General features: G+C 67.8%; 13 protein-coding genes. 7 read left to right on the forward strand and 6 right to left on the reverse strand.

What is annotated here, in order from left to right:
• The first annotated feature begins 96 nt into the window (after nt 1–96).
• The 4 genes from ACFJI2_RS06810 (at nt 97) to ACFJI2_RS06825 (ending at nt 5,921) form a co-directional block, all read left to right on the forward strand.
• Nucleotides 97–1,311, forward strand: coding sequence for a helix-turn-helix domain-containing protein (locus ACFJI2_RS06810; RefSeq protein ID WP_377704320.1), 1,215 nt, complete (start codon nt 97–99; stop codon nt 1,309–1,311).
• Nucleotides 1,312–1,562: 251 nt separating this feature from the next.
• The gene (locus ACFJI2_RS06815; RefSeq protein ID WP_377704321.1) at nt 1,563–4,040 is read left to right on the forward strand and encodes a cellulose binding domain-containing protein; all 2,478 of its coding nucleotides are present in this window, start codon (nt 1,563–1,565) and stop codon (nt 4,038–4,040) included.
• A gap of 17 nt (nt 4,041–4,057) precedes the next feature.
• Nucleotides 4,058–4,654 carry a PEP-CTERM sorting domain-containing protein gene (locus tag ACFJI2_RS06820; RefSeq protein ID WP_377704322.1) on the forward strand — a complete coding sequence of 199 codons (597 nt, stop codon included), beginning with the start codon at nt 4,058–4,060 and terminating at the stop codon, nt 4,652–4,654.
• Nucleotides 4,655–4,706: 52 nt separating this feature from the next.
• Nucleotides 4,707–5,921, forward strand: coding sequence for a XylR family transcriptional regulator (locus ACFJI2_RS06825; protein ID WP_377704323.1), 1,215 nt, complete (start codon nt 4,707–4,709; stop codon nt 5,919–5,921).
• A 91-nt stretch (nt 5,922–6,012) separates the two neighbouring features.
• Here ACFJI2_RS06825 and ACFJI2_RS06830 read toward each other — a convergent pair whose 3' ends face one another.
• Entirely contained in the window at nt 6,013–7,050 is a 1,038-nt protein-coding gene (locus tag ACFJI2_RS06830) for an ABC transporter substrate-binding protein (RefSeq protein ID WP_377704324.1), read from the reverse strand.
• 46 nt (nt 7,051–7,096) lie between these two features.
• Nucleotides 7,097–8,773 (reverse strand): sodium/solute symporter, encoded by a 1,677-nt coding sequence (locus ACFJI2_RS06835; RefSeq protein WP_132138628.1) that lies wholly within the window; start codon nt 8,771–8,773, stop codon nt 7,097–7,099.
• A gap of 238 nt (nt 8,774–9,011) precedes the next feature.
• On the opposite strand from ACFJI2_RS06835, the gene ACFJI2_RS06840 reads away from it, so the two are divergent.
• A complete protein-coding gene (locus tag ACFJI2_RS06840) occupies nt 9,012–9,932 on the forward strand; it encodes a galactose-1-epimerase (RefSeq protein WP_377704325.1) in 921 nt (306 codons plus the stop codon).
• A gap of 35 nt (nt 9,933–9,967) precedes the next feature.
• Here ACFJI2_RS06840 and ACFJI2_RS06845 read toward each other — a convergent pair whose 3' ends face one another.
• The 3 genes from ACFJI2_RS06845 to ACFJI2_RS06855 are packed head-to-tail and all read right to left on the reverse strand — an operon-like array spanning nt 9,968 to nt 14,917.
• A complete protein-coding gene (locus tag ACFJI2_RS06845; RefSeq protein ID WP_377704326.1) occupies nt 9,968–11,593 on the reverse strand; it encodes a family 43 glycosylhydrolase in 1,626 nt (541 codons plus the stop codon).
• Nucleotides 11,593–13,962, reverse strand: coding sequence for a TIM-barrel domain-containing protein (locus ACFJI2_RS06850; protein WP_377704327.1), 2,370 nt, complete (start codon nt 13,960–13,962; stop codon nt 11,593–11,595). Before ACFJI2_RS06850 ends, ACFJI2_RS06845 begins: the two co-directional genes overlap by 1 nt.
• Before the next feature lie 31 nt (nt 13,963–13,993).
• Nucleotides 13,994–14,917 (reverse strand): alpha/beta hydrolase, encoded by a 924-nt coding sequence (locus ACFJI2_RS06855; RefSeq protein ID WP_377704328.1) that lies wholly within the window; start codon nt 14,915–14,917, stop codon nt 13,994–13,996.
• Nucleotides 14,918–15,107: 190 nt separating this feature from the next.
• Between ACFJI2_RS06855 and ACFJI2_RS06860 the strand changes: the two genes are divergently transcribed.
• The gene (locus ACFJI2_RS06860; RefSeq protein WP_377704329.1) at nt 15,108–16,673 is read left to right on the forward strand and encodes a beta-xylosidase; all 1,566 of its coding nucleotides are present in this window, start codon (nt 15,108–15,110) and stop codon (nt 16,671–16,673) included.
• Between the two features lie 108 nt (nt 16,674–16,781).
• Here the strand turns inward: ACFJI2_RS06860 and ACFJI2_RS06865 are convergent, their stop codons facing one another.
• On the reverse strand, nt 16,782–18,887 hold the full coding sequence (locus ACFJI2_RS06865) for a glycoside hydrolase family 2 TIM barrel-domain containing protein (protein WP_377704330.1): 2,106 nt from the start codon (nt 18,885–18,887) through the stop codon (nt 16,782–16,784).
• A gap of 171 nt (nt 18,888–19,058) precedes the next feature.
• Between ACFJI2_RS06865 and ACFJI2_RS06870 the strand changes: the two genes are divergently transcribed.
• A complete protein-coding gene (locus tag ACFJI2_RS06870) occupies nt 19,059–20,552 on the forward strand; it encodes a tryptophan halogenase family protein (protein WP_377704331.1) in 1,494 nt (497 codons plus the stop codon).
• Nucleotides 20,553–20,584: the final 32 nt, after the last annotated feature.

The raw sequence follows: 20,584 nt of genomic DNA on the forward strand, positions 1-20,584 counted from the left end.
CTAAGGAAACCAATAGGGGGCGGTTGAACTGTTATGATGGCGTCAGCGTACCCGACAGAGGTGCGCGCTGAGATAAGTTCAACCGACCTGACCATAATGCAAGAGTTCTATAAGAAAGTGCTGCAGGCCGTCGCCTTGCTGTTGTTTGCCGACGCGCTGCTGGCGGTAGTCTGCATCTACCTGAGCTACCCCTCGTTGTCGCTGTTGCCGGCATCCCGGGATGGCGTCCACTGGCACTACGCCGGCTATACGGACGTGGCCGACGGCGGCACCTCCACCATCCACATTCTCGACCCCAAGCGCGAGCTCCTGCGTTTCGACTACACGCTCACGGAAGTGGCGCGCTATCCCTTCGCCTCGGCCGAACTGACGCTGGACGACGGCAAGGGGCATCCCGTCGTGGTGGACTGGTCGAAATACAGCAGCGTCACCTTCAATGCCAAGTGCGCGCCGGCCGGCTCGATGGCGCTGATCCTGGCCACGTTCGACGAGAAAGTTTCCACGCTGGGCAAGCCGCTCACCTACCGCCCGTCGGGGAGTTTCTTTTCTTGCAACGCGCGCGGCGTGCCGGTTGCGCTCGACCTGACGCGGCTCGTCGTCCCCGAGTGGTGGCTGCATAACATGAAGCTGGACCTGTCCGACCAGGGCTACAAGCTGGACAAGGCACTGAAGATCGTGTTCGGCAGCAGTGCCAATAGCCGGCGCAATCTGGAGTCGCGCGTTGAAATCAGCGAAGTGGTGCTGCATGGCCGCGATTATCGCTATATCTGGGGCCTGGCGCTGTGCTTGCTGGGCGGCTGGAGCGTATTCGGCGTCTGGTTTTTCCGCGCCCATTCGCGCGCGCTGACCGCCAGCCTGGATTTTAAAATGAAGAAGGATTTGCCGCTGGTCGCATACCGGCAATTAACCCTGGAGCCGTACAAGGATAAAGAAAAGGCCACGGTGCTGCGCTTTATCGCCACCAATTATACGAATACCGAATTGGACCTGGAATGCGTGGTTTCCTCGACCGGCGCCAACCGGAATAAAGTCAATGAGGTGCTGAAAACAGAACTCGGCATGACGTTTACCAGCTACCTGAATAAACTGCGGCTGACGGAAGCGGCCAGGCTGCTGGCGGAAAACAGCAGCGCGGCGGTGGCGGAGATCGCTTATTCGGTCGGCTATGCGAACGTGTCCTATTTCAACAAGCTGTTCAAGGAAGAATACGGCTGCACGCCGAAGGCCTTCCGCTCCCTCGCCACCCAGCAGGGCAACCCTGCCGAGCGCCTGCCCGAGGCATCCTGTCCCACTTCCGACACACCGGACTAGCCGCGCTTGCACTCCCTGCAGAGTAATCGCAAATTCTGCATAGTGGTAGAAATTCCCCTGCGCGCGTTATCGATCTTCCTCTCTGAACCATAAGCTGGGCTCGTGGCTTAGCTTCCGCTACCAGCCTCCTGCGCCGGACCGTCCGGTCCGGAGCGCAGCCATCCCACGTTGTCCGCCGAGGCGCCGCCATAAGGCGCCCGGCTGCGGACTGGTCATCGTCCGGTATATATAGAAAACAGAAAGAGGGGGCCATGGTTTTAAAACCGCTTTGCGCGCTGCTCGCCGCAACCATATTGCTGGCGCCTGCCGCCCACGCCGAAACCTATAAATGGGACACGGTGGCCATGGGCGGCGGCGGCTATGTGACGGGGGTTATTCCAAGCAAATCCGAGCGCGGCGTCATCTATATGCGCACCGACGTGGGCGGCGCTTATCGCTGGGATGCCCCGCGCGAGCGCTGGATACCATTGCAGGACTGGCTGCCGGAGGAAAGCGCGGGTTTCATGGGCGTGGAGTCGATTGCGGTCGATCCGAAAAATGCCGCCAATGTATATTTAATGGCCGGCACCGCATATTTGAATGCCGGTAAAAGCGCCATTCTGCGTTCCACCGATTATGGCCGCACTTTCGATATTATCGACACCACCGCGCAATTCAAGGTGCACGGCAATGGCATGGGACGCGGCAACGGCGAGCGCCTGCAAGTGGACCCGGGCGACAGCAAGGTGCTGTACGCGGGCACCCGGCGCGACGGCCTGTTCAAGAGCACCGATGCCGGCGCGACATGGAACCGCCTGGCCGGCTTCCCGGTGACGGCAACGCCGAACGACAACGGCGTGAGTTTTGTGCTGCCGGACCCCGCCAGCGTGGACGGCGGAAGCGCCCAGCGCCTGTTCATCGGCGTGTCGCGCATGGACGCGGCCGGCCCCAACCTGTATTTCAGCTATGACGGCGGCGCCAGCTTCGAGCCGGTCGAAGGCGGCCCGGGCGGCCTGATGCCGCAGCGCGCCGTGCTCTCGCCGGAAGGCAAACTGTACATCACCTACGCCAACGGCGCCGGTCCCCATCCCACCGAGCTGGAAGCCATGAACCAGGGCCAGGTGTGGGAATACGACGCGGCCGGCGGCAACTGGACCAATATCACGCCGGCCGGCATGAACGGGCCGTTCGGCGGCATCAGCATGGACCCGGCCGACCCGCTGCACCTGGTGCTGGCCACCACCAACGTCTGGTATCCGCAGGGCGCCGGTTTTGGCGACCAGGTCTACACTTCGCGCGACGCGGGCCGCAGCTGGTCCAACGTGATGGCGCGCCCGCTGGCGATCGATGCCAAGGGCATGGACTGGATACACACCGGCTCGATCCACTGGGCTGCCGACGTGAAGTTCGATCCCTTCGACACCCGGTCGGCCTGGGTGGTGTCCGGCAATGGCGTGTTCCGCACCACCAATATCGACGCGCCATCCACCACCTGGAACTTCGAGGCGGCGGGACTGGAAGAGACCGGCGTGTTCGCGGCGATCAGCCTGCCCAACGGGCAGCTGGCGACCGCCATCGGCGACTATGACGGCTTCATCCAGAATGGGCCTGCGCAGTACGGCGTGCGCCACGCGCCCGCCATGGGTACCACCACGGGCCTGGCCGCCAGCGTGGACGGCCGCGTGATGGCGCGCGTGGGCGCGCAACTGTATTACTCCACCAACAGCGGCGCCAGCTGGACCAAGGCCGCAACGGCCAGCGGCACGGCCGGCAACCTGGCCATGTCGGCGGACGGGCAGGTGCTGCTGCACGCGCCCGAGAAATCCTCGGCCACCTACCGCTCCGTCAACTTCGGCGCCAGCTGGAGCGTGGTGAACGGCTTGAACCTGGCCGATGCGCGCCCGGTGGCCGACACCGTCAATCCGCTCAAGTTCTACGTCTACGACAACGGCAACGGCCGCATGCTGGTCAGCAATGACGGCGGCGCGTCCTTCGCGCCGCAGGGCAGCCCGGGCCTGGGCGGCTGGAAATTCGTCGCGCCCACGCCGGGGATAGAGGGCGACGTCTGGGTCTGCCTGCCCAGCGGGCTGGCCCACACCACCGACAGCGGCGCCAGCTTCACCAAGATCGGCACCGTCAGCGGCTGCTCTGCGGTCGGCCTGGGCAAGGCCGCGCCTGGCGTGAGCTACCCCACGCTCTATATGTGGGGCACGGTGGGCGCGGCGCGCGGCATGCTGCGTTCGACCGACCAGGGCGCCACCTGGGTACGCTTGAACGACGATGCGCACCAGTACGGCGGCGTCGGTCCCGACCCGCGCCTGACCGGCGACCTGAACACCTTCGGCACCGTCTACATGAGTTCCATGGGGCGCGGCGTGGTGTACGGCGCGGTGGCGGCGGACGGCGACGTGGCCGTGACGCCGGCCATCCCGGGCACGGCGCCGCCGCAGCCGCCCAACAAGTGCGAGTACGTGATCACCGCGTCCTGGGCGGGCGGCCACATTGCCGATGTGCGCATCACCAACAACCGTTCGACCGTCATCAACGGCTGGAGCGTGAGCTGGACGTATGGCGACAACTCGACGGTGAACAGCTGGTGGAACGCCGCCGTCACCGGCGCCTCGCCGACCTACACCGCCACCGCCACCGAGAGCTGGAACACCAACATCTGGCCGGGCAGCACGGTATCGCTCGGCATTGTGGTGAGCGGCGAATCGGTTCCCACTTTCTCCGGCGACGTTTGCAAGTGAATACGAAAGCACATCCCATGAATAAATTTCTGTCCGGTTTCATCGCCGGTGCCGCCTTGCTGGCCGCGTCGGCGGCCCAGGCCACCGTCGTCAATTTCGACAACCTGAACGCCGGCGGCAAGCTGGCCAGCATCGCCGCCAACAACCCATACGCCGGCCTGAGCTGGAGCAGCAGCTGGTACCTGGGCGACACCGCCGTGGCCGGCTACGGCAATGGCGCGCACTCGGGCGCCAACTTCCTGGCCAACGGCTTCGGCGTGAACAACCTGGGCATTTCCAGCGCCGATCCGTTCAGCTTCGGCGGCGCCTGGTTCGCCACGCCCGATACCAATGGTTCCAAGGCCAGCTGGGTCAACATCAGCGCCTTCGACAGCGCCAACCAGCTGATCGGCAGCACCGGCAATGTCGCCATCGGTTCCAGCTATGCCTTCATCCCGGCCGCGTTCAGCAATGTGGCGCGCCTGAGCATCACGCGCGACAAGGGCTGGTTCGTGATGGACGACCTGTCCTTCAGCCGCGGCGCGGCGGTGCCCGAGCCGGGCAGCCTGGCGCTGCTGGGGCTGGGCGCGGCGGCCCTGGGCTGGACCCGGCGGCGCGCGCGCAAGGCCATATAGCAGCAGCGGCGCAGATCCTGCTGACAAAAAAATACAGACCGGAGACAAGATCATGATGCCTTACAAGAAGACGAAGACCCATCGGATTGCCCTGCTGTTCAACGCCAACAAGAGCTTCGACCGCGAAATCACGGCTGGTATCGCGGCCTACCTGGGCAGCACGCGCGCGGCCTGGGACCTGTTCCTGGAGGAGGATTTCCGCCTGCGCCTGGCCGGCATCGAGCGCTGGCAGGGCGACGGCATCATTGCCGATTTCGACGATCCGGCCGTGGCGGCGGCGCTGTCGCGCTGCAGCGTGCCGGTGGTGGCGGTGGGCGGCTCCTATGCCGACGAGGCCGACTACCCGCGCGGCGTGCCTTACGTGGCGACCGACAACTTCAAGCTCATCAAGCTGGCGCGCGACCACCTGATCGACGTAGGCCTGCACCGCTTCGCCATGTTCAGCCTGCCCAAGGCCAGGGAGAACCGCTGGGCGCAGGAGCGCGAGAACGCCTTCCTGAGCCTGATGCAGGAAGACCAGATGGAAGGCGAGATTTTCCGTGGCTGCGAAACCAGCGCCTCGTCGTGGGACGAGGCGGTGCAGGGCCAGATCGCCTGGCTGCGCAGCCTGCCCAAGCCGATCGGCATCATCGGCGTGACCGACGCGCGCGCGCGCCAGCTGCTGCAGGCCTGCACCATCGCCGGCATCGAAGTGCCGGAGCAGGTGGCGCTGATCGGCATCGACAACGACCCGCTGGTGCGCATGCTGACCCGTATCCCGCTCAGCTCGGTCATCCAGGGCGCGCAGGAAATGGGGCGCACGGCGGCCCACCTGCTGGACCAGATGCTGCACGGCGTGCGCCTGGGCGGCACCCGCATCCAGGTGCCGCCGGCCGGCATCAATGTGTTCGCCTCCAGCCAGCACCAGCCGGTCAAGCATCCGCACGTGATGCGGGCGCGCCATTTCATCCGCCAGTACGCCTGCCAGGGCATCAAGACCCACCAGGTGGCCGAATACGTGGGCGTGTCGCGCTCGTCGCTGGAAGCTTACTTCCGCCAGGAACTGGGCTGCAGCGTGCACGACGTGATCTTGCGCTTCAAGCTCGACGCGGCCAAGGCCGGGCTGGAGTGCGGCGAGCGCAGCATCGCCGACGTGGCGCTGGGCTGCGGCTTCACGTCCACGCAATACATGCACCTGGTGTTCAAGCGCGAACTGGGCTGCACCCCGCGCGCCTACCGCGACCGCGCGCTGGGCGAGACAGGGGCCGGGGCCGAAGCGGCGGCCTGAGGCGCGGTGGTCCGGGGCAGGCAGGACTCATCCGGCCCGGATACGCCCAAGGTAGCGCCCGGGTGCGGCCCGGATGAGGCCCGGACCCGGGTCAGTAGCGGCGCCGCGCCAGTTCGTCGGCTGCGGCGCCGGCAGGGAACAGGGCCTCGGCCGTTGCAACCCATTTAGGCACGCGGCGGCCGGCGGCCACGTCGCGCGCCAGCTCCATCAATTGCGGCCCCAGCAGCGGGCTGCTTTCCACAGTTGCGCTGAGTTTGCCGGCCGCCATGGCCTCGAACGCGCCGCGCGAGCCGCCGATGGATATCACCACCACATCCCGCCCCGGCTTCAGGCCGGCTTCCTCGATGGCGTCGATGGCGCCCAGGGCCAGCTCGTCGCTGTGCGCGTACAGCGCGTCGATGCGCTGGCCGGCCTTCAGCCAGGCGGCCATGGCTTGCCTGCCGCCGGCGCGCGACGAGGCGCCGCTTTGCGTCTGCATCAGCCTGAGCCGGGGATGGGCGGCAATCGCCTGCGCGAAGCCCTTGCTGCGCGCGAGCGTGGCCGGCGCATCCGGCGCGCCCTGCAGTTCGGCGATGCGGAGTTCGGTCGCGCTATGCAGTTCGGCGCTGCGCGGCGCGGCGATACCGGACGCGGGGCCATGCAGCGCTGCGATATGCGGCGCGGCGCCGGGTGCGGCGGCACGGGCCGCCAGCCAGCGGCCGGCGCGCCGGCCCTGCTCGGCGTAATCCGAGCCCAGGAAGGCCGCGTACAGGTCGATCTCGGCCGGCGCCAGCGCATGGCCGGTGACGATCACCGGGATGCCGGCCGCTTTCGCTTCGCGCAGCACCGCCGTCCAGCCCGCGTCGGCCGACGGCGCAAACGCGATCAGGTCGACTTTCTGCGCGATGAAGGAACGGAGGGCAGCGATCTGCCGGGCCTGGCTGTCGGGGCCGGGGCCGGCGTCGGTGAATTTGAGGGTAATGCCGTCGAGGGCGGCGGCTGCCTTGATGGAGGCGCTGTTGGCGTTGCGCCAGGCGCTGTCGCCGCCGGCCTGCGCGAAGCCGATGACCAGCGGCGCGGCGGCCAGCGCAGGGGCGCCGGCCGCCGCGAGGAGGGCGCCGGCCAGCAGCGCCCTGCGGAGCTTGTTCATGATGCCAGCCGGCCGCAGTGTTGCGCCGCGCTTGCCATCGGGCGCCTTACCACCAGGCGCCGTAGATGGTGGCCAGGGCCACGCCGATGACCGCCGAGCCCAGCGCGAAGGCGCCGTCCACGCGGAATAGCGCGGTATCCACGTGCAGGTGCTTGACGGTGCCCTCGCGTTTGGCTTCGGCCATTTTGCTGATCAGCACCATGCCGGCCACGACGAAGAAGAACACGATGAACATGCGGTCCAGGAAGGGAATTTCGGCCACGCCCGCCTCGGTCGCCTTGGCGAAGCCGATCGGGATCAGGAAGGACAGGTCCATCATCCCCGGCAGGAACTTGAGCACGATGGAGCCGGCCAGGCCGCCCACGGTGGCGAACATGGCCGCGCCGGCGGTGGTTTTCTTCCAGAAGAAGCCCATCAGGAACATGGCCAGGATGCCGGGCGAGACGAAGCCGGTGTATTCCTGGATGTACTGGAAGCCGCCTTTCTTGTCGATGCCCAGCATCGGCGCGATGAACACGGCCAGCGCCATGGCCACCACCACGCTCACGCGGCCGATCCACACCATGCGCTGTTCGCTGGCTTGCTTGTTGACGTTCTTCTTGTACAGGTCCAGCGTGAAAATGGTGGCGATGCTGTTGGCCTTGCCGGCCAGCGAAGCGACCACCGCGGCGGTCAGCGCGGCGAAGGCGATGCCCTTCAGGCCCGAAGGCAGCAGGTTCAGCAGGATAGGGTAGGCGCGGTCCGGATTGATTTCGCCGCCCTGCTGCATGGCGTTGCCCAGCACGCCGGATTTGTCCAGCACGTAGGCGGCGATGCCGGGCAGCACCACGATCACCGGCATCAGCAGCTTCAGGAAGGCCGCGAACAGCAGGCCCTTGCGCGCGGTCGGCAGGTCGGCGCCCAGCGCGCGCTGCGTGATGTACTGGTTGCAGCCCCAGTAGTTCAGGTTGACGATCCACATGCCGCCGATCAGCACCGACAGGCCGGGCAAGTCCATATAGTTCGGGTTGTCGCGCTTGAGCACCATGTCGAAGTGGCCGCCGGCGCGCACGAACAGTTCCGAGAAGCCCGCCACCGCGCCGTGCTTGCCGGCCAGTCCGGCCACCATGTCCAGCGCCAGCCAGGTCGTCACCAGGCCGCCCACCACCAGGCAGGTCACCTGGATCACGTCGGTGTAGCCGATCACCTTCATGCCGCCCAGGGTGATGATGGCGGCGAACACGGCCAGGAACAGCATGCAGGGCAGCAGGGCGATGCCGGACAGGCTGCTGATGGCCAGCGCGCCCAGGTAGAGGATGGAGGTCAGGTTGACCACCACGTACAGGCCGAGCCAGAACAGCGCCATGGTGGTGGCCACGGCCTTGCCGTAGCGCTGCTCCAGGAATTGCGGCATGGTGTAGATGCGGTTTTTCAGGTAGACCGGCATGAAGAACACGGCCACGATCACCAGCGTGGCGGCGGCCATCAGTTCATACACGGCGATGGCCATGCCGATCTTGTAGCCGGAGCCGCTCATGCCGATGAACTGCTCGGCGGAGATGTTGGAGGCGATCAGCGAAGCGCCGATGGCCCACCAGCTGAGGGAACCTTCGGCCAGGAAGTAGTCATGCGAGGCCGAGCCGGAGCCGGCTTGCTTGCGGCGGTAGACCCAGATGCCGTAGCCGGCCACCAGGACAAAATAAAAGAGGAAGACGATCAGGTCGACGGTTGAAAAAGTGCTCATGCAATGCTCACAGTGAAGGGTTGTCTCTTGGCGGGCGGCCGGCTTCGCGGCTGCGCTGGCTGCGGCCGTTTTTACCCGCTGCGCTCGCATTATTGCCCAATAAGCAGCGCCGTAAACGCCTTTGCGGGGCGCTTGGCCAGAATCGTTCCGCCGCTTGGTGATTTTCGTAATTGATGCGCCCTGCGGGGGATTGCAGAATGGCGTGGTGCCGTTCTTGATCAGGAAGCTCCGCAATTCAATGATGACCAATTCCATTCCCGGCACCCTGGCGGAGCCGGACGATTACCGCTTGTTTACGCTCAAAAACGCTGGCGACATGGCGGTGACGATCAGTGAACGCGGCGGCTCCCTGCGCTCGTGGCGCACGCCCGACCGCTACGGCCGCATGGCCGACGTGCTGCTGGCCGGCCGCGCCGGCGTCGCCGTCCCTGCCATGTGGCGCGGCAGTCAGGCCGGCGGCGGCGTGGTGATGCTGCGTACGGCGCAGCAGGCCGCAGCGGGTGAACGCATCGATTACCGGCTCGACTACCGCCTCGGCGACGACGGCAGCCTGACCATCGACTACCGCGCCGAAGCTTGCGCGCCGGCCGCGCTGGAAACCAATCCGCAGCACTGCTTCAACCTGAACGGCGGCGCCGGCGACGTGGGCGACCACATGCTGCGCATCGACGCGGACTATTACGTGGAAATCGACGCCGCCGGCCAGCCGGTGGGCGTGGCCACGGTGGGCGGCACGCCGTTCGACTTCCGCCAGCCGGCCCCCATCGGCCCGCGCCTGAACTGGCCGGACAGCCAGATCGACAAGGCCGGCGGCTTCGGCCACTGCTTTTTCGTGCGCAACCACTACACCGGCGGGCAGGGCGCATTGCGCGAGGTGGCGCAGGTGGTCGATCCCGGCTCCGGGCGCTGCCTGCAGATGTACACCACGGAGGCGGCGCTGCAGTTTTGCGTCGGCAAGCGCGGCGCGGCCGCGCCGGAGCAGGGCGGGCCGCGCCCTGCGGGCAGCCTGGACCTGGGCCTGAGCCTGGGACCGGGCGGCTTCGGCCTGGACGCCAGCGCCCGGCCCAACCTGGCCAGCGCAGCCTGGCCGCAGGTGGTGCTGCAGCCGGGGAAGGTGTACCGGCAGACCACGGTCTACCGCTTGTCGCTGCAGGAGTAGGGCTGCAAGGGGAAGGCTGCAGCGGGGCTGCGGGATCAGGCGGGCGGCAGGCCGCGATAGCGGAACTGGCGCAGCCTGGCCTCGCCCTTGCCGGCGCAGTACACGCCCACGTTCAGGCTCAGGAAGCCGCCGAACACGTTGTGGTGGAAGCCGGACACCTCCATCTGCCACGGGTGCCGGGTCCACCGCCGGCCGTCGCGCGAGTAGTGGAAGGTGACGACGTTGGCGCGGTTGACCGCTTTCAGGTGCACGGTGCCGCCTGCGGTCTGCTCGCGCATCCAGCTTTGCTCGTCGCCGTAGTGGTAGGTGAACATCTGCTCCTCGCTGAAGCCGATGCCGCAGAAGCCGCGCCGGTTGTAGTGCAGCAGCAAGCCGGCCTGCACCCCGCCGGACAGGTCCAGCACCACCGAGGCTTCGTAGTCGCGGTCGCCCACGATGCAGGTGAGCGGCGAACAGTCGCCCGCCGAGCTGCCCTTGCCCTTGATGACCAGCCCGCCGCCGTCGTAGCGTGCGCGCTGCATTTCGTCGGGCGCCGGATCGAAGAAGCTCCATTGCACGCCGAACTTGTTGGACGAGAAGTCGTCGGACAGCGCCTGCCCGGCCGGCCCCGGGCGTCCGCCTTTGGGCTTGGGCAGCGGCCGCGCCAGGGTGCCGCCCTTGGCGCGGAACCAGCCGTCGCTGGTCCACTCGACGGGTTCGAGCAGGGTTTGCCGGCCCAGCGTGCGAAAGCCGTTCTCGTAGCCGTGGTAGACCATCCACCAGTCGCCGCCCGGCCCTTCGACCACGCTGGCGTGGCCGCGCGACCACCACGGCTCGTCCGCGCTCTGCGTGCGCACGATGGGGTTGTGCGGGCAGTTCTCCCAAGGGCCGTGGATGGAGCGCGAGCGCGCCACCGTCACCATGTGGCTGGTGGGCGGGCCGGAAGTGCCGCCCACGGCGGACACCAGGTAAAACCAGTCGCCGCGCCGGAACAGCTTGGGGCCTTCCGGCGCATACATCTCCACCACCCAGTTTTCCGGGTAGCGCCACGGGTCGTAGACGTGTTCGAGCTGGCCGGCGGTGGCCAGGCCGTCGTCCGTGAGGGCGATGCGGCGCACGCCGTTCACAAACAGGTAGCGCTTGCCGTCCTCGCCCACGGCGTGGCCGGGATCGATGCAGCCGGGGATCTTCAGGTCCACCGGCGCGCTCCACGGTCCCCGGATATGGTCGGCGTGGATGACGAAGATGGAGCTTTGCTTGTCCGGATTGGCCGGAATGTAGATGTAGTAGCGGCCCCGGTGCTTGACCAGATCCATGGCCCACACCGAGCCGAGCGGCTGGCTGAGCGCGGCGCACACGGGCGCCCAGTTGACCAGGTCGCGCGAGTGCCAGATCACCACGCCCGGATAGGAGAAGAAGGACGAAAACGTCATGTAGTAGTCGTCGCCGTCCTTCAGGATGGTGGGATCGGGATGGTCGCCGGAGAGGATGGGGTTGAGGAAGGTGCCGTTGCCGAGATCGGCCTTGCGCTGGCCTTCGATGCCGTAGGCGGGGGGCGGCGCGGCCGCCGGGGCAGCCGTGGTGGCTGCGCCGGCCGCGAACGGCACGGCGGCCGCGCCCGCGCCGGCCACGGCCAGCTTGAACAACGCGCGCCGGCCGGCTTGCTGGGGCTGGTCCGCCATTATTTGCCCACCACCTTGACCAGTTCCGGCGCCTTGCGCGCCAGCTCGGCGTCGCCGCTCACGCTCAGGCGGCCGGCGCTGTCGTTCCACTGCAGGCGGACCTGGGTGCCCTTGCCTTTTTCATAGTCGTAGGACACGCCGTCGTCGTCATACAGCGCGAAAGCGCCGTCCTTGCCCGGATAGACGCGCAGCTCGGCGATGGCCTGCTTGCTGGCCGTGGACTGGATCTCCGCACCGAACGGCACGATGGAACCGGCCTTCACGAACACCGGCATCTGGTCGATCGGCGCCGCCACTTTCACCCAGCGGCCGCCGGCCAGCTTTTCGTTGGTCCAGAAGTTGTACCAGTCGCTGCCGGCCGGCAGGTAGACATCCTTCTCGGTCTGGCCCTGCCGGGTGACGGGCGCCACCAGGAAGGCCGGGCCGAACATGTACTGGGTGCCGATGTCGGCCACGTTGGCGTCGTGCGGGAAGTCCATCCACAGCGGCCGCATGAAGGGCGCGCCGCTGTCCCAGGTGGCCTTGGCCTGGCTGTAGATGTAGGGGATCAGCTGGTAGCGCAGGCGGTCGTACCGGGCCATGATGGCTTCGGCCTGCTGGCCGAATTCCCAGATCTCGGCGTGCTTGCGGTCGCCGTGCAGGCGCAGGGTGGGCAGGAAGGTGCCGTACTGGAACCAGCGCGTGAGCAGTTCCGGATAGTCGTGGTTCTGGCCGATGGTGGCGGCGGCGCCGGCCGGGTCCACCAGCGGCTTGCCGGTGGCCTGGGTGGATTGCGGCAGCCATTGCCAGCCGCCGATGTCGTTGCCCCAGTAGGCGATGCCGGAGGCCGTCATATTCAGGCCGGTGGGGATCTGGCGCGCCAGCGCTTCCCATGAAGGGCTGATGTCGGAGGACCAGAACAGGGCGCCGCTGCGCTGCGAGCCGAGGTAGGCGGCGCGCGACAGGATCAGCGCCCGCTTGTTGGGCTTCCAGGCGCGCATGCCGTCGGCCACGCCCTGCACGTGCAGCAGCGGGAACAGGTTGCGGTAGCGGTCGCCGGAACCGATGGCGTAGAAGAAGCCGTCCGGCACCAGGTCCGGTTCGGTCTCGTCCAGCCACGGATAGTCGAAGCCCTTGGACAGGACGTTGTCGCGCACGCGCTCCCAGAACCACTGGCGCGCGGCCGGGTTGGTGGAGTCGATCAGGCCGCCGGTGCGGTCGGAGCGGAACGGCAGGCCGTCCACGGTCTTGCCGTCCTTGTCCTTGAGCAGATAGCCTTTCGCGTCAAGCTCGTTGAAGTAGCGGCCAGCCGTTTCGAAGCGCGGCCAGACCGAAATGATCGACTGCATGCCCAGGCCGTGCAGCTCCTTGTTCATGGCTACCGGGTCCGGGAACTGGGCCGGGTCGATGTCCAGCTGGCCCATGCGCGTCCAGTAGAACCAGTCCACCACCATGATGTCGAGCGGGTATTTCTTCTGGCGGTAGGTGTTCGCCACGCGCAGCACTTCCTGCTGGCTGTCATAGCGCGCCTTGGACTGGATCAGGCCGAAGGCCGCTTTCGGCGGGATCGGTGTCTTGCCGGTCACGCGCGCGTAGCCCGAGTAGATTTCCTCCGGCGTGCTGCCGGTGATGACGAAGAAGCTCACGCGCTCGCCCACATTGGACTGGAAGGACGTGCGGCCGTTCACGCCGGCGATGAAGCGGGTGGCGGAAGGATTGTCCCACACGATGCCGTAGCCCTTGGAGGACACCATGAAGGGCACGCACACGGTTTCGCCGGCCGGCGCGTCGTACCAGTGCTTGCAGTCGAGCACGCGGCCGCGCAGGTCGAGCGGGCCGGTCGATTCCTGGTTCTGGCCCATGCCGTAGTAATGCTCGCCGGCCGGCGCGCTGAAGGTGGCGCTGGCCTGGTAGGTCTTTTCGGTGTTGACGGTTTGCGGCGCCAGGTCCCAGCCTGTCATGTCCAGCACCGTCTCGCCCCTGGCGTTCTTCACTTGCAGGGCCACCGGCGCCAGCTGCGGCGCGAAGTACTTCTGCGCCGTGGTGGGCACTTGCGGCGCCGGCGCCGGCGCCACGCGCAGGGTCAGGGCCGCTGAGGCGAAGGTGTCGCCGTCCTGGCCGCCGGTGTGGCGGAAGGCGGCGTTGTCGGCATTGCCGGGCAGGATGCCGTAGCCGGGCGCCTTGAGCGCTTCCGCCTTCTCGGCCGCGATGGTGACGTGGACCACGTTGGGGCCGTAGGCTTGCACCGAGACCCAGGCGCCGTTGCGGTCCAGGGTGGCCAGGGGCGCCGCCGTTGCCGCTGCTGTCGCTGCCGCCGCCGCTGCGTGGCCTGCGGCCATCATCATGGAAATCGACACGGCCAGGGCGGTGCGCTTGTGATGCGGTTTCATCTTTTCTCCTGCGTTTGAATTATTGTTTGCGTTATTGAACGATCAGCTTGCGTGCGCGCAGCCATTCCTCGGCGCGGCGCGGCCAGTCCGAGGCGTTGCCCTGGCCGGCGCGCATGGCCATGCCGTGGCCGCCATGTTCGAAGATGTACAGCTCGGCCGGCACGTGGGCGCGCGTCAGCGCCTGGAAGTACTGGATGCTGTTCTCGGCCGGCACCACGTCGTCGTCCTGCGAGTGGATCAGCAAGGTGGGCGGCGTGGAGGAGGTGACCTGCTTCTGGACCGACATCAGCTCCACCAGCTGCTGCGGCGGCGTGGCGCCCAGCAGGGCGTTGCGCGAGCCCTGGTGCGTGACCGGTGCCTCCATCGAAATGACGGGGTACATCAGCATGGCGAAATCGGGGCGCGCGCTGACCGCGTCGAGCGCGTCGCCGGCGCGCCCGGCGGGGTTGTCGTACAGGGTGGAGGCGCTGGCGGCCAGGTGGCCGCCGGCCGAGCTGCCCATGACGCCGATGCGGTCCGGCGCCACGCCGTACTTCGCCGCCTGCGAGCGCACCAGGCGCACCGCGCGCAGCACGTCCTGCAAGGGCGCAGGGTGGCCGTAGCCGGACAGGCGGCTCTTCAGCACGAAGGCTGTCACGCCCAGGTTGGACAGCCACTGCGCGTACTGGTGGCCCTCGCGCGTAAAGGACAGGAATTCGTAACCGCCGCCGGGGCAGATGATGACGGCCGTGCCGGCGGGGCGGTCGTAGGAGGCGGGGTACACCGTGAGCGTGGGTTCGGTGACGTTGCCGATGCGTTCACCCTCCAGGCGCTCCGGGCCGGCTTGCGGCCTGGCTTGCGGCTTGGCCGGCGCCGCAAGCTTGGGCAAGCCGTCTGGCCAGAGCGCCACGACGCTGGTTTGGGCGAGGGCGCCGGCGGTGGCCAGCGACAGCAGGGCCATGATCCATGATCGCATGGTTGTCTTCCTTTATCTTTGTTGGGCAAGTGATCCAGCATTGCATCTTCACAGACTCCCCATGCACCGGCAATTATGAAAATCACCGACCCGGCGAACGATTTGCCGTAAGCGCCACCGGCGCCATGCCTGAGCCAAAACGATGGTGATAGCATCCGCTTCACTAGTGAAAACAGGGGAGTCCGAACGAATGAAACATGCACCACGCACCTGCCTCGCCCTGATCGGCGCGGCCTTTTCCATCACGGCCGCCGCCGCGCCGCCGCGCCAGGTCGTGCTGGATGCGGCCAAGGCCAGCGCGCCGCTGGACCGCTTCTTCGATTTGTCCATCGGCTCCGACTATCCGGGCACACTGATCCGCGACGACAGCATGGCGCAGCTGAAGACGCTCACCGATGAAACGGGCTTCCGCTACATCCGTTTCCACGCCGTCTTCCACGACGTGCTCAAGACCGTGCGCAAGGAGAACGGCCAGCTGGTGTACGACTGGACCCGGCTCGACGAGCTGTACGACAAGCTCCTGGCCCGCAACATCAAGCCCTTCGTGGAACTGGGCTTCACGCCCGAGGCGCTGGCCACCTCGAAGAACAAGATCTTCTACTGGGAAGGCAACACCTCTCACCCCGAGCACGCCGGCTGGAAGGACCTGATCACGGCCTTCGTCAACCACATCGAACAGCGCTACGGCAAGGAGGAGGTGCGCAGCTGGTACTTCGAAGTGTGGAACGAGCCGAACCTGGACGGCTTCTGGGAGCGCGCCGACCAGAAGGCCTATTTCGAGCTGTACGACCTGACGGCCAAGACCATCAAGGCCATCGACCCGGCCCTGCGTGTGGGCGGCCCGTCCACTGCGGGCGCGGCGTGGGTGCCCGAATTCCTCGACTACATGGACAAGAGCGGCGCGCCGGTGGACTTTGTCACCACGCACACCTACGGCGTGGACAGCGGCTTCCTGGACGAAAAGGGCGTGGACGACACCAAGCTGTCGCCGTCGCCGGACGCCATCGTCGGCGACGTGCGCCGCGTGCGCGAACAGATCGCCGCGTCGAAGTTCCCCAAGCTGCCGCTGTACTTCACCGAGTGGAGCACCAGCTACACGCCGCGCGACCTGGTGCATGATTCCTATATCAGCGCGCCCTACATCCTGAGCAAGCTGCAGGGCAGCAAAGGGCTGGCGCAGGGCATGAGCTATTGGACCTACACCGACCTGTTCGAGGAACCCGGGCCGCCCACCAAGCCGTTTGAAGGCGGCTTCGGCCTGATGAACCCGCAAGGCATCCGCAAGAGTGCCTACTTCAGCTACAAGTATCTGCACGCGCTGAGCGGCAAGGAGATTCCCGTGAAGGACGCGCAGGTGATGGCGGCCACGGACGGCGCCGCGCTGCGGGCGGTGGTGTGGGACTTCCAGCAGCCGGAGCAGAAGGTCAGCAACCGCTCGTTCTACAGCCGCGTGGTGCCGGCGGCCGAATCGGCGCCGCTGGCGGTGCAGTTCCGCCACGCCAGGGCCGGCAAGTATCGCTTGCAGGTGCGCCGCACCGGCTTCAAGGCCAACGACGCCTACACCGCCTATATCGAGATGGGCGCGCCCAAGGAACTGACGCCGGCGCAGGTGGAGCAGCTGCATGCGCTGACGAAGGACGCCCCGGAGTCGGACCGCACGGTCACCGTCGGCAACAATGGCGCCCTCGACGTCGCCGTGCCGATGCGCGCCAACGACGTGGTGCTGGTCACGCTGGAGCCGCTGGCCAAGCCCTGATCCCGGGCCGCGCCGCAGATGCCGGCCGGCTTGCTTGCGGCGCGCGCCGGGAGGCCGGGACGGCGCCGCAGGGTGTCCTTCCGGCCTGCTTCCAGCACGCCCTGCGCGCTAGCGCTGCGGCGAGTAGTGCCACTCCACGCTGTCGGCGGCGCTGCCCGCCGCCACCTCGATACGGTTGGCGCCTTCGGCCAGCCGTACCTGCCACCGGGCCATGCGGCCCGTCACGGGCTGCTGGCCCAGCTCCACGCCGTTCACGCGCAGGCTGGCGCTGGCCTGGTTGCTGTACACCTTCACTTCCACCTCGGCCGCCTGCCGCTGCGTCAGGCGGCGCGAGGCGATGTGCGCCATGGGCCGGCTGCTCCAGTTGGCCTGGTACCAGTAGTACGCATCCTTTTTCACGCGCCGGTCGAAGCTCACCAGGCCCTTGTCGTTGAAGCCCGGGCTGTCGCCTTCGTTGCGGCCGGCGGACGGGAAGTCGAACCCCACCCAGATGAAATTGGCCCACAGCCATGGCCGCGCCGCCAACTGGGGCCAGGCGGCTTCGTGGTACAGCGCCTGGTACTGCTCCGGATGCCAGCGCGCGTCCGGCTTGGGGCGGCGCGGCGGGTCTTCCTGCTGCAGCGCGCTGCCGCCCGCGCCGTATTCGCTGACGGAGAGCGCCGTGCCGGGACGGCGCGCGCGGTTGCGGTCCAGGAAGGGGCCGAGGTCGGCGAATTCGCCGTCATACCAGCCGTAGTAGACGTTCGAACCCACCGCGTCCGTGTGCGACGCCTGCGGGCCGTCGATCGGCGCGCAGCAGTTGGCGTAGGCGGTAGGGCGGCTGCCATCCTCCTTGTGCGCCATGCGCTGCAGCAGCGCCAGTACGCGCGCGCTGGCCGCGTCCACCTGGTAGATCTCGTTGCCCAGGCCCCAGGCCAGCACCGATGGGTGGTTGCTGTTCTGGCGTATCAGCTCGCGCAGCTGCTGCACGCTGTTGGCCTGGAACGCTGCGCTGCCGCTGACCGAGGCGGTGAGCGGCACTTCGGTCCACACCAGCCAGCCGTAACGGTCCGCCAGCTCGTAGGCGCGCTGCGGGTGCTGGTAGTGGGCGTAGCGCAGGCCGGTCACGCCCAGGTCCGCCAGGATGCGGTAGTCGGCGTCGATGTCGGCGTCCGACACGGCCGGGCCTTTGCCGGGCAGGGAGGTCTGGTGCACGTTTACGCCGTGCACGGAGTAGGGCGCGCCGTTCAGCAGCAGGCCGCGGTCGGGGTCCAGGCGGATGTCGCGGATGCCGGCCTGGAACGACAACCGGTCGAGCGTGCGCGATGGCGTGCTGGCCGCGCCGGCGGCCGGACCGGCGCCCTTGCCATTCGCGACGCTCACCTCGGCCTCGCTGGTGTACAGGTAGGGATCGCGCACGCCTTGCCACAGGCGGGGCGCGGCCAGCACGCTGTCCAGGGCGACGGCGGTCACGCTGCGCGGCGGCAGGGTGACGGTCCTGCGCGCGGTGGCCACCACGCGCCGCCCGGCGTCGCGCAGCCGGGTGGTGACGGTGGCGCGCACGGGGGCGGCGCGGTCGTTGGCCACGCGTGCGGTCCAGGCCAGCGCGGCGCGTTCCGGCGTCACGCCGCCGGCCCTGAAGTAGACGCCGGGGCCACCGTAGTCCAGCATGTCGAAGTGCACGTCTGCGGTGCTGACCAGGCGCGCCGGCCGGTACAGGCCGCCGCACATCGTGTAGTCGCCGCCCAGTGGCGCCACGTTGGCGTCGGGCGCGTTGTCCACGCTGACTTCGATATCGTTGCGGCCCGGCTTGAGCAGCGGCGTGACGTCGAAGCGGAAGCGCGCGAATCCGCCCGCGTGGCGCCCGGCGTCGCGGCCGTTGACGCGCACTTCCGTTACCAGCATGGCGCCGTCGAACTCCAGGTAGTGGCGGCGGCCCGCCTGCGGTTTGGCGGGCAGGTCCAGCACGCGCCGGTAATGGAGCAGGCCCCGGTAGGGCTGCGCGCCGGCGCCTCTGGTATCGGCCGCGCCGACCGCGCCAGACGCGCCGGCATCACCGGTGTCCGCGCTGTGGGGCAGCGTGACTGCTTGCCAGCCGGGCGTATCCGCCTTGCGGAACTGCCAGTCCGCATCCAGCGGCGTAATGCCGCGCGGCTGCGGCTGCGAATGCGCTGCGCCGGGCGCCAGCAGCGCCGCCGTAAAGATCCATCGCCATGCTTGTCCCGGTACCGTCATGCTGCTCCCTTCCTCGTGGTGTGCCGCCATTCTCCGCGTCCGGCCCGCGCGTTGCAATTGCGGCACGGGCGGCTGGCGGATTTCGTTCGCCTGTTTAACGAATTTCACAATTGCCGCGCCCCGGCCCTGCCAGCACAATGCTTTGCCATACTGACCGATAGTGGGGGATATATGGAAGCGGCACAGCACAGCGCGTACAAGCGCATCGTTGTCGTAGGCGGAGGGGCGGCCGGCTGGATGGCCGCCACGGCGCTGGCCACGGCGCTGCCGGCCAGCACGGTGGAGCTGGTGGAGTCGGAAGAAATCGGCATTATCGGCGTGGGCGAGGCGACCTTTCCCTCCATCCGTGCCTTCCACAAGATACTAGGCGTCGACGAGGCCGAGTTCCTGCGCGCCACCAACGGCACCTACAAGCTGGGCATCGAATTCTGCGACTGGCGCACGCAGGGCGAGCGCTACTTCCATACCTTCGGCGACCTGGGGGCGCTGGCCGGCCCGCAGGCGCTGTGGGGCCAGCACCGCCGGCTCGGCAGCGGCAGCCTGGGGGCGCTGGGCGAGCAGTGCCTGCCCAGCGTGATGGCCAGCCAGGGCCGCTTCCAGGTGCCGCCCGAGCGCGAGCAGTTCTTCAATTACGCCTACCATTTCGACGCCGTGCTGTACGCCGGCTTCCTGCGCGCGCTGGCGCTCAAGCGCGGCGTGCGCCGCACCGAGGGCCGCATAGTCGAGGTGGCGCGCCGCGCCGACGGCGGCGTGGGCCAGCTGCTGCTGGGGGACGGACGCACGGTGGCCGGCGACCTGTTCATCGACTGCTCCGGCTTCGCGTCGCTGCTGCTGGGCGGCGCGCTGGACGAGCCGTTTGTCGATTTCAGCCACTGGCTGCCGGTCGACCGGGCCTGGGCCTGCCCATCCGAGCGCAGCGGCCCAGACCTGGCGCCGTACACGCGCGCCACCGCACTGGAGGCGGGATGGGCCTGGCGCATCCCGCTGAGCAACCGCACCGGCCATGGCCATGTGTTCGCCAGCCGCTATATCGACGAGGAGCGCGCCCGCGCGCAGCTGCTGCAGCAGATGGACGCGCCTGCGCTGGGCGAGCCGCGCCTGCTGCGCTTCACCACCGGCCACCGCGAGCGCTTCTGGGTGCACAACGTGGTGGCGCTGGGCTTGTCGTCCGGCTTCCTGGAACCGCTGGAATCGACCAGCATCTTCCTGGTGCAGAGCGGCCTGGGACGGCTGATCGAACTGCTGCTGCCCGGCGCGGCCCCTGCGGCGCCGGCGGTGGCGGACTACAACGCCGCCATGGTGCGCCAGTTCGAGCGCGTGCGCGACTTCGTCATCCTGCACTACTGCCTGACGGGCCGCCGCGACAGCAAGCTGTGGCGGGCGATGGCGTCGATGGAGCTGCCCGAAACCCTGGCCTTCAAGATCCACGCGTGGCGCCAGGCCGGCGCGCTGCACCAGTACAGCGACGAGGGCTTCGACGCCACCAGCTGGCTGGCGATTCACGCTGGCATGGACCACTGGCCGGAGCGCGCCGATCCCGCGCTGCGCGAACTGGCGCCCGATGCGGTGCGCCAGGCGCTGCGGCAACGGCGCGACAGCATTGCCGCCGTGGTGGCGGCCATGCCCACGCATGACGCCTACCTGCGCAGCGTGCTGGGACGTTAATCGCTAATGCGCTAATGCGCTAAAGCTGCACA

Origin of the sequence: Pseudoduganella sp. UC29_71 (assembly GCF_042693265.1) — a bacterium.
GTDB lineage: Bacteria > Pseudomonadota > Gammaproteobacteria > Burkholderiales > Burkholderiaceae_D > Rugamonas.

Excerpts from the sequence above, each read along its gene's own strand:
- ACFJI2_RS06810 (WP_377704320.1), top strand. The coding sequence starts at position 97 with ATGCAAGAGTTCTATAAGAAAGTGCTGCAGGCCGTCGCCTTGCTGTTG.
- ACFJI2_RS06815 (WP_377704321.1), top strand. The coding sequence starts at position 1,563 with ATGGTTTTAAAACCGCTTTGCGCGCTGCTCGCCGCAACCATATTGCTG.
- ACFJI2_RS06820 (WP_377704322.1), top strand. The coding sequence starts at position 4,058 with ATGAATAAATTTCTGTCCGGTTTCATCGCCGGTGCCGCCTTGCTGGCC.
- ACFJI2_RS06825 (WP_377704323.1), top strand. The coding sequence starts at position 4,707 with ATGATGCCTTACAAGAAGACGAAGACCCATCGGATTGCCCTGCTGTTC.
- ACFJI2_RS06830 (WP_377704324.1), bottom strand. The coding sequence starts at position 7,050 with ATGAACAAGCTCCGCAGGGCGCTGCTGGCCGGCGCCCTCCTCGCGGCG.
- ACFJI2_RS06835 (WP_132138628.1), bottom strand. The coding sequence starts at position 8,773 with ATGAGCACTTTTTCAACCGTCGACCTGATCGTCTTCCTCTTTTATTTT.
- ACFJI2_RS06840 (WP_377704325.1), top strand. The coding sequence starts at position 9,012 with ATGATGACCAATTCCATTCCCGGCACCCTGGCGGAGCCGGACGATTAC.
- ACFJI2_RS06845 (WP_377704326.1), bottom strand. The coding sequence starts at position 11,593 with ATGGCGGACCAGCCCCAGCAAGCCGGCCGGCGCGCGTTGTTCAAGCTG.
- ACFJI2_RS06850 (WP_377704327.1), bottom strand. The coding sequence starts at position 13,962 with ATGAAACCGCATCACAAGCGCACCGCCCTGGCCGTGTCGATTTCCATG.
- ACFJI2_RS06855 (WP_377704328.1), bottom strand. The coding sequence starts at position 14,917 with ATGCGATCATGGATCATGGCCCTGCTGTCGCTGGCCACCGCCGGCGCC.
- ACFJI2_RS06860 (WP_377704329.1), top strand. The coding sequence starts at position 15,108 with ATGAAACATGCACCACGCACCTGCCTCGCCCTGATCGGCGCGGCCTTT.
- ACFJI2_RS06865 (WP_377704330.1), bottom strand. The coding sequence starts at position 18,887 with ATGACGGTACCGGGACAAGCATGGCGATGGATCTTTACGGCGGCGCTG.
- ACFJI2_RS06870 (WP_377704331.1), top strand. The coding sequence starts at position 19,059 with ATGGAAGCGGCACAGCACAGCGCGTACAAGCGCATCGTTGTCGTAGGC.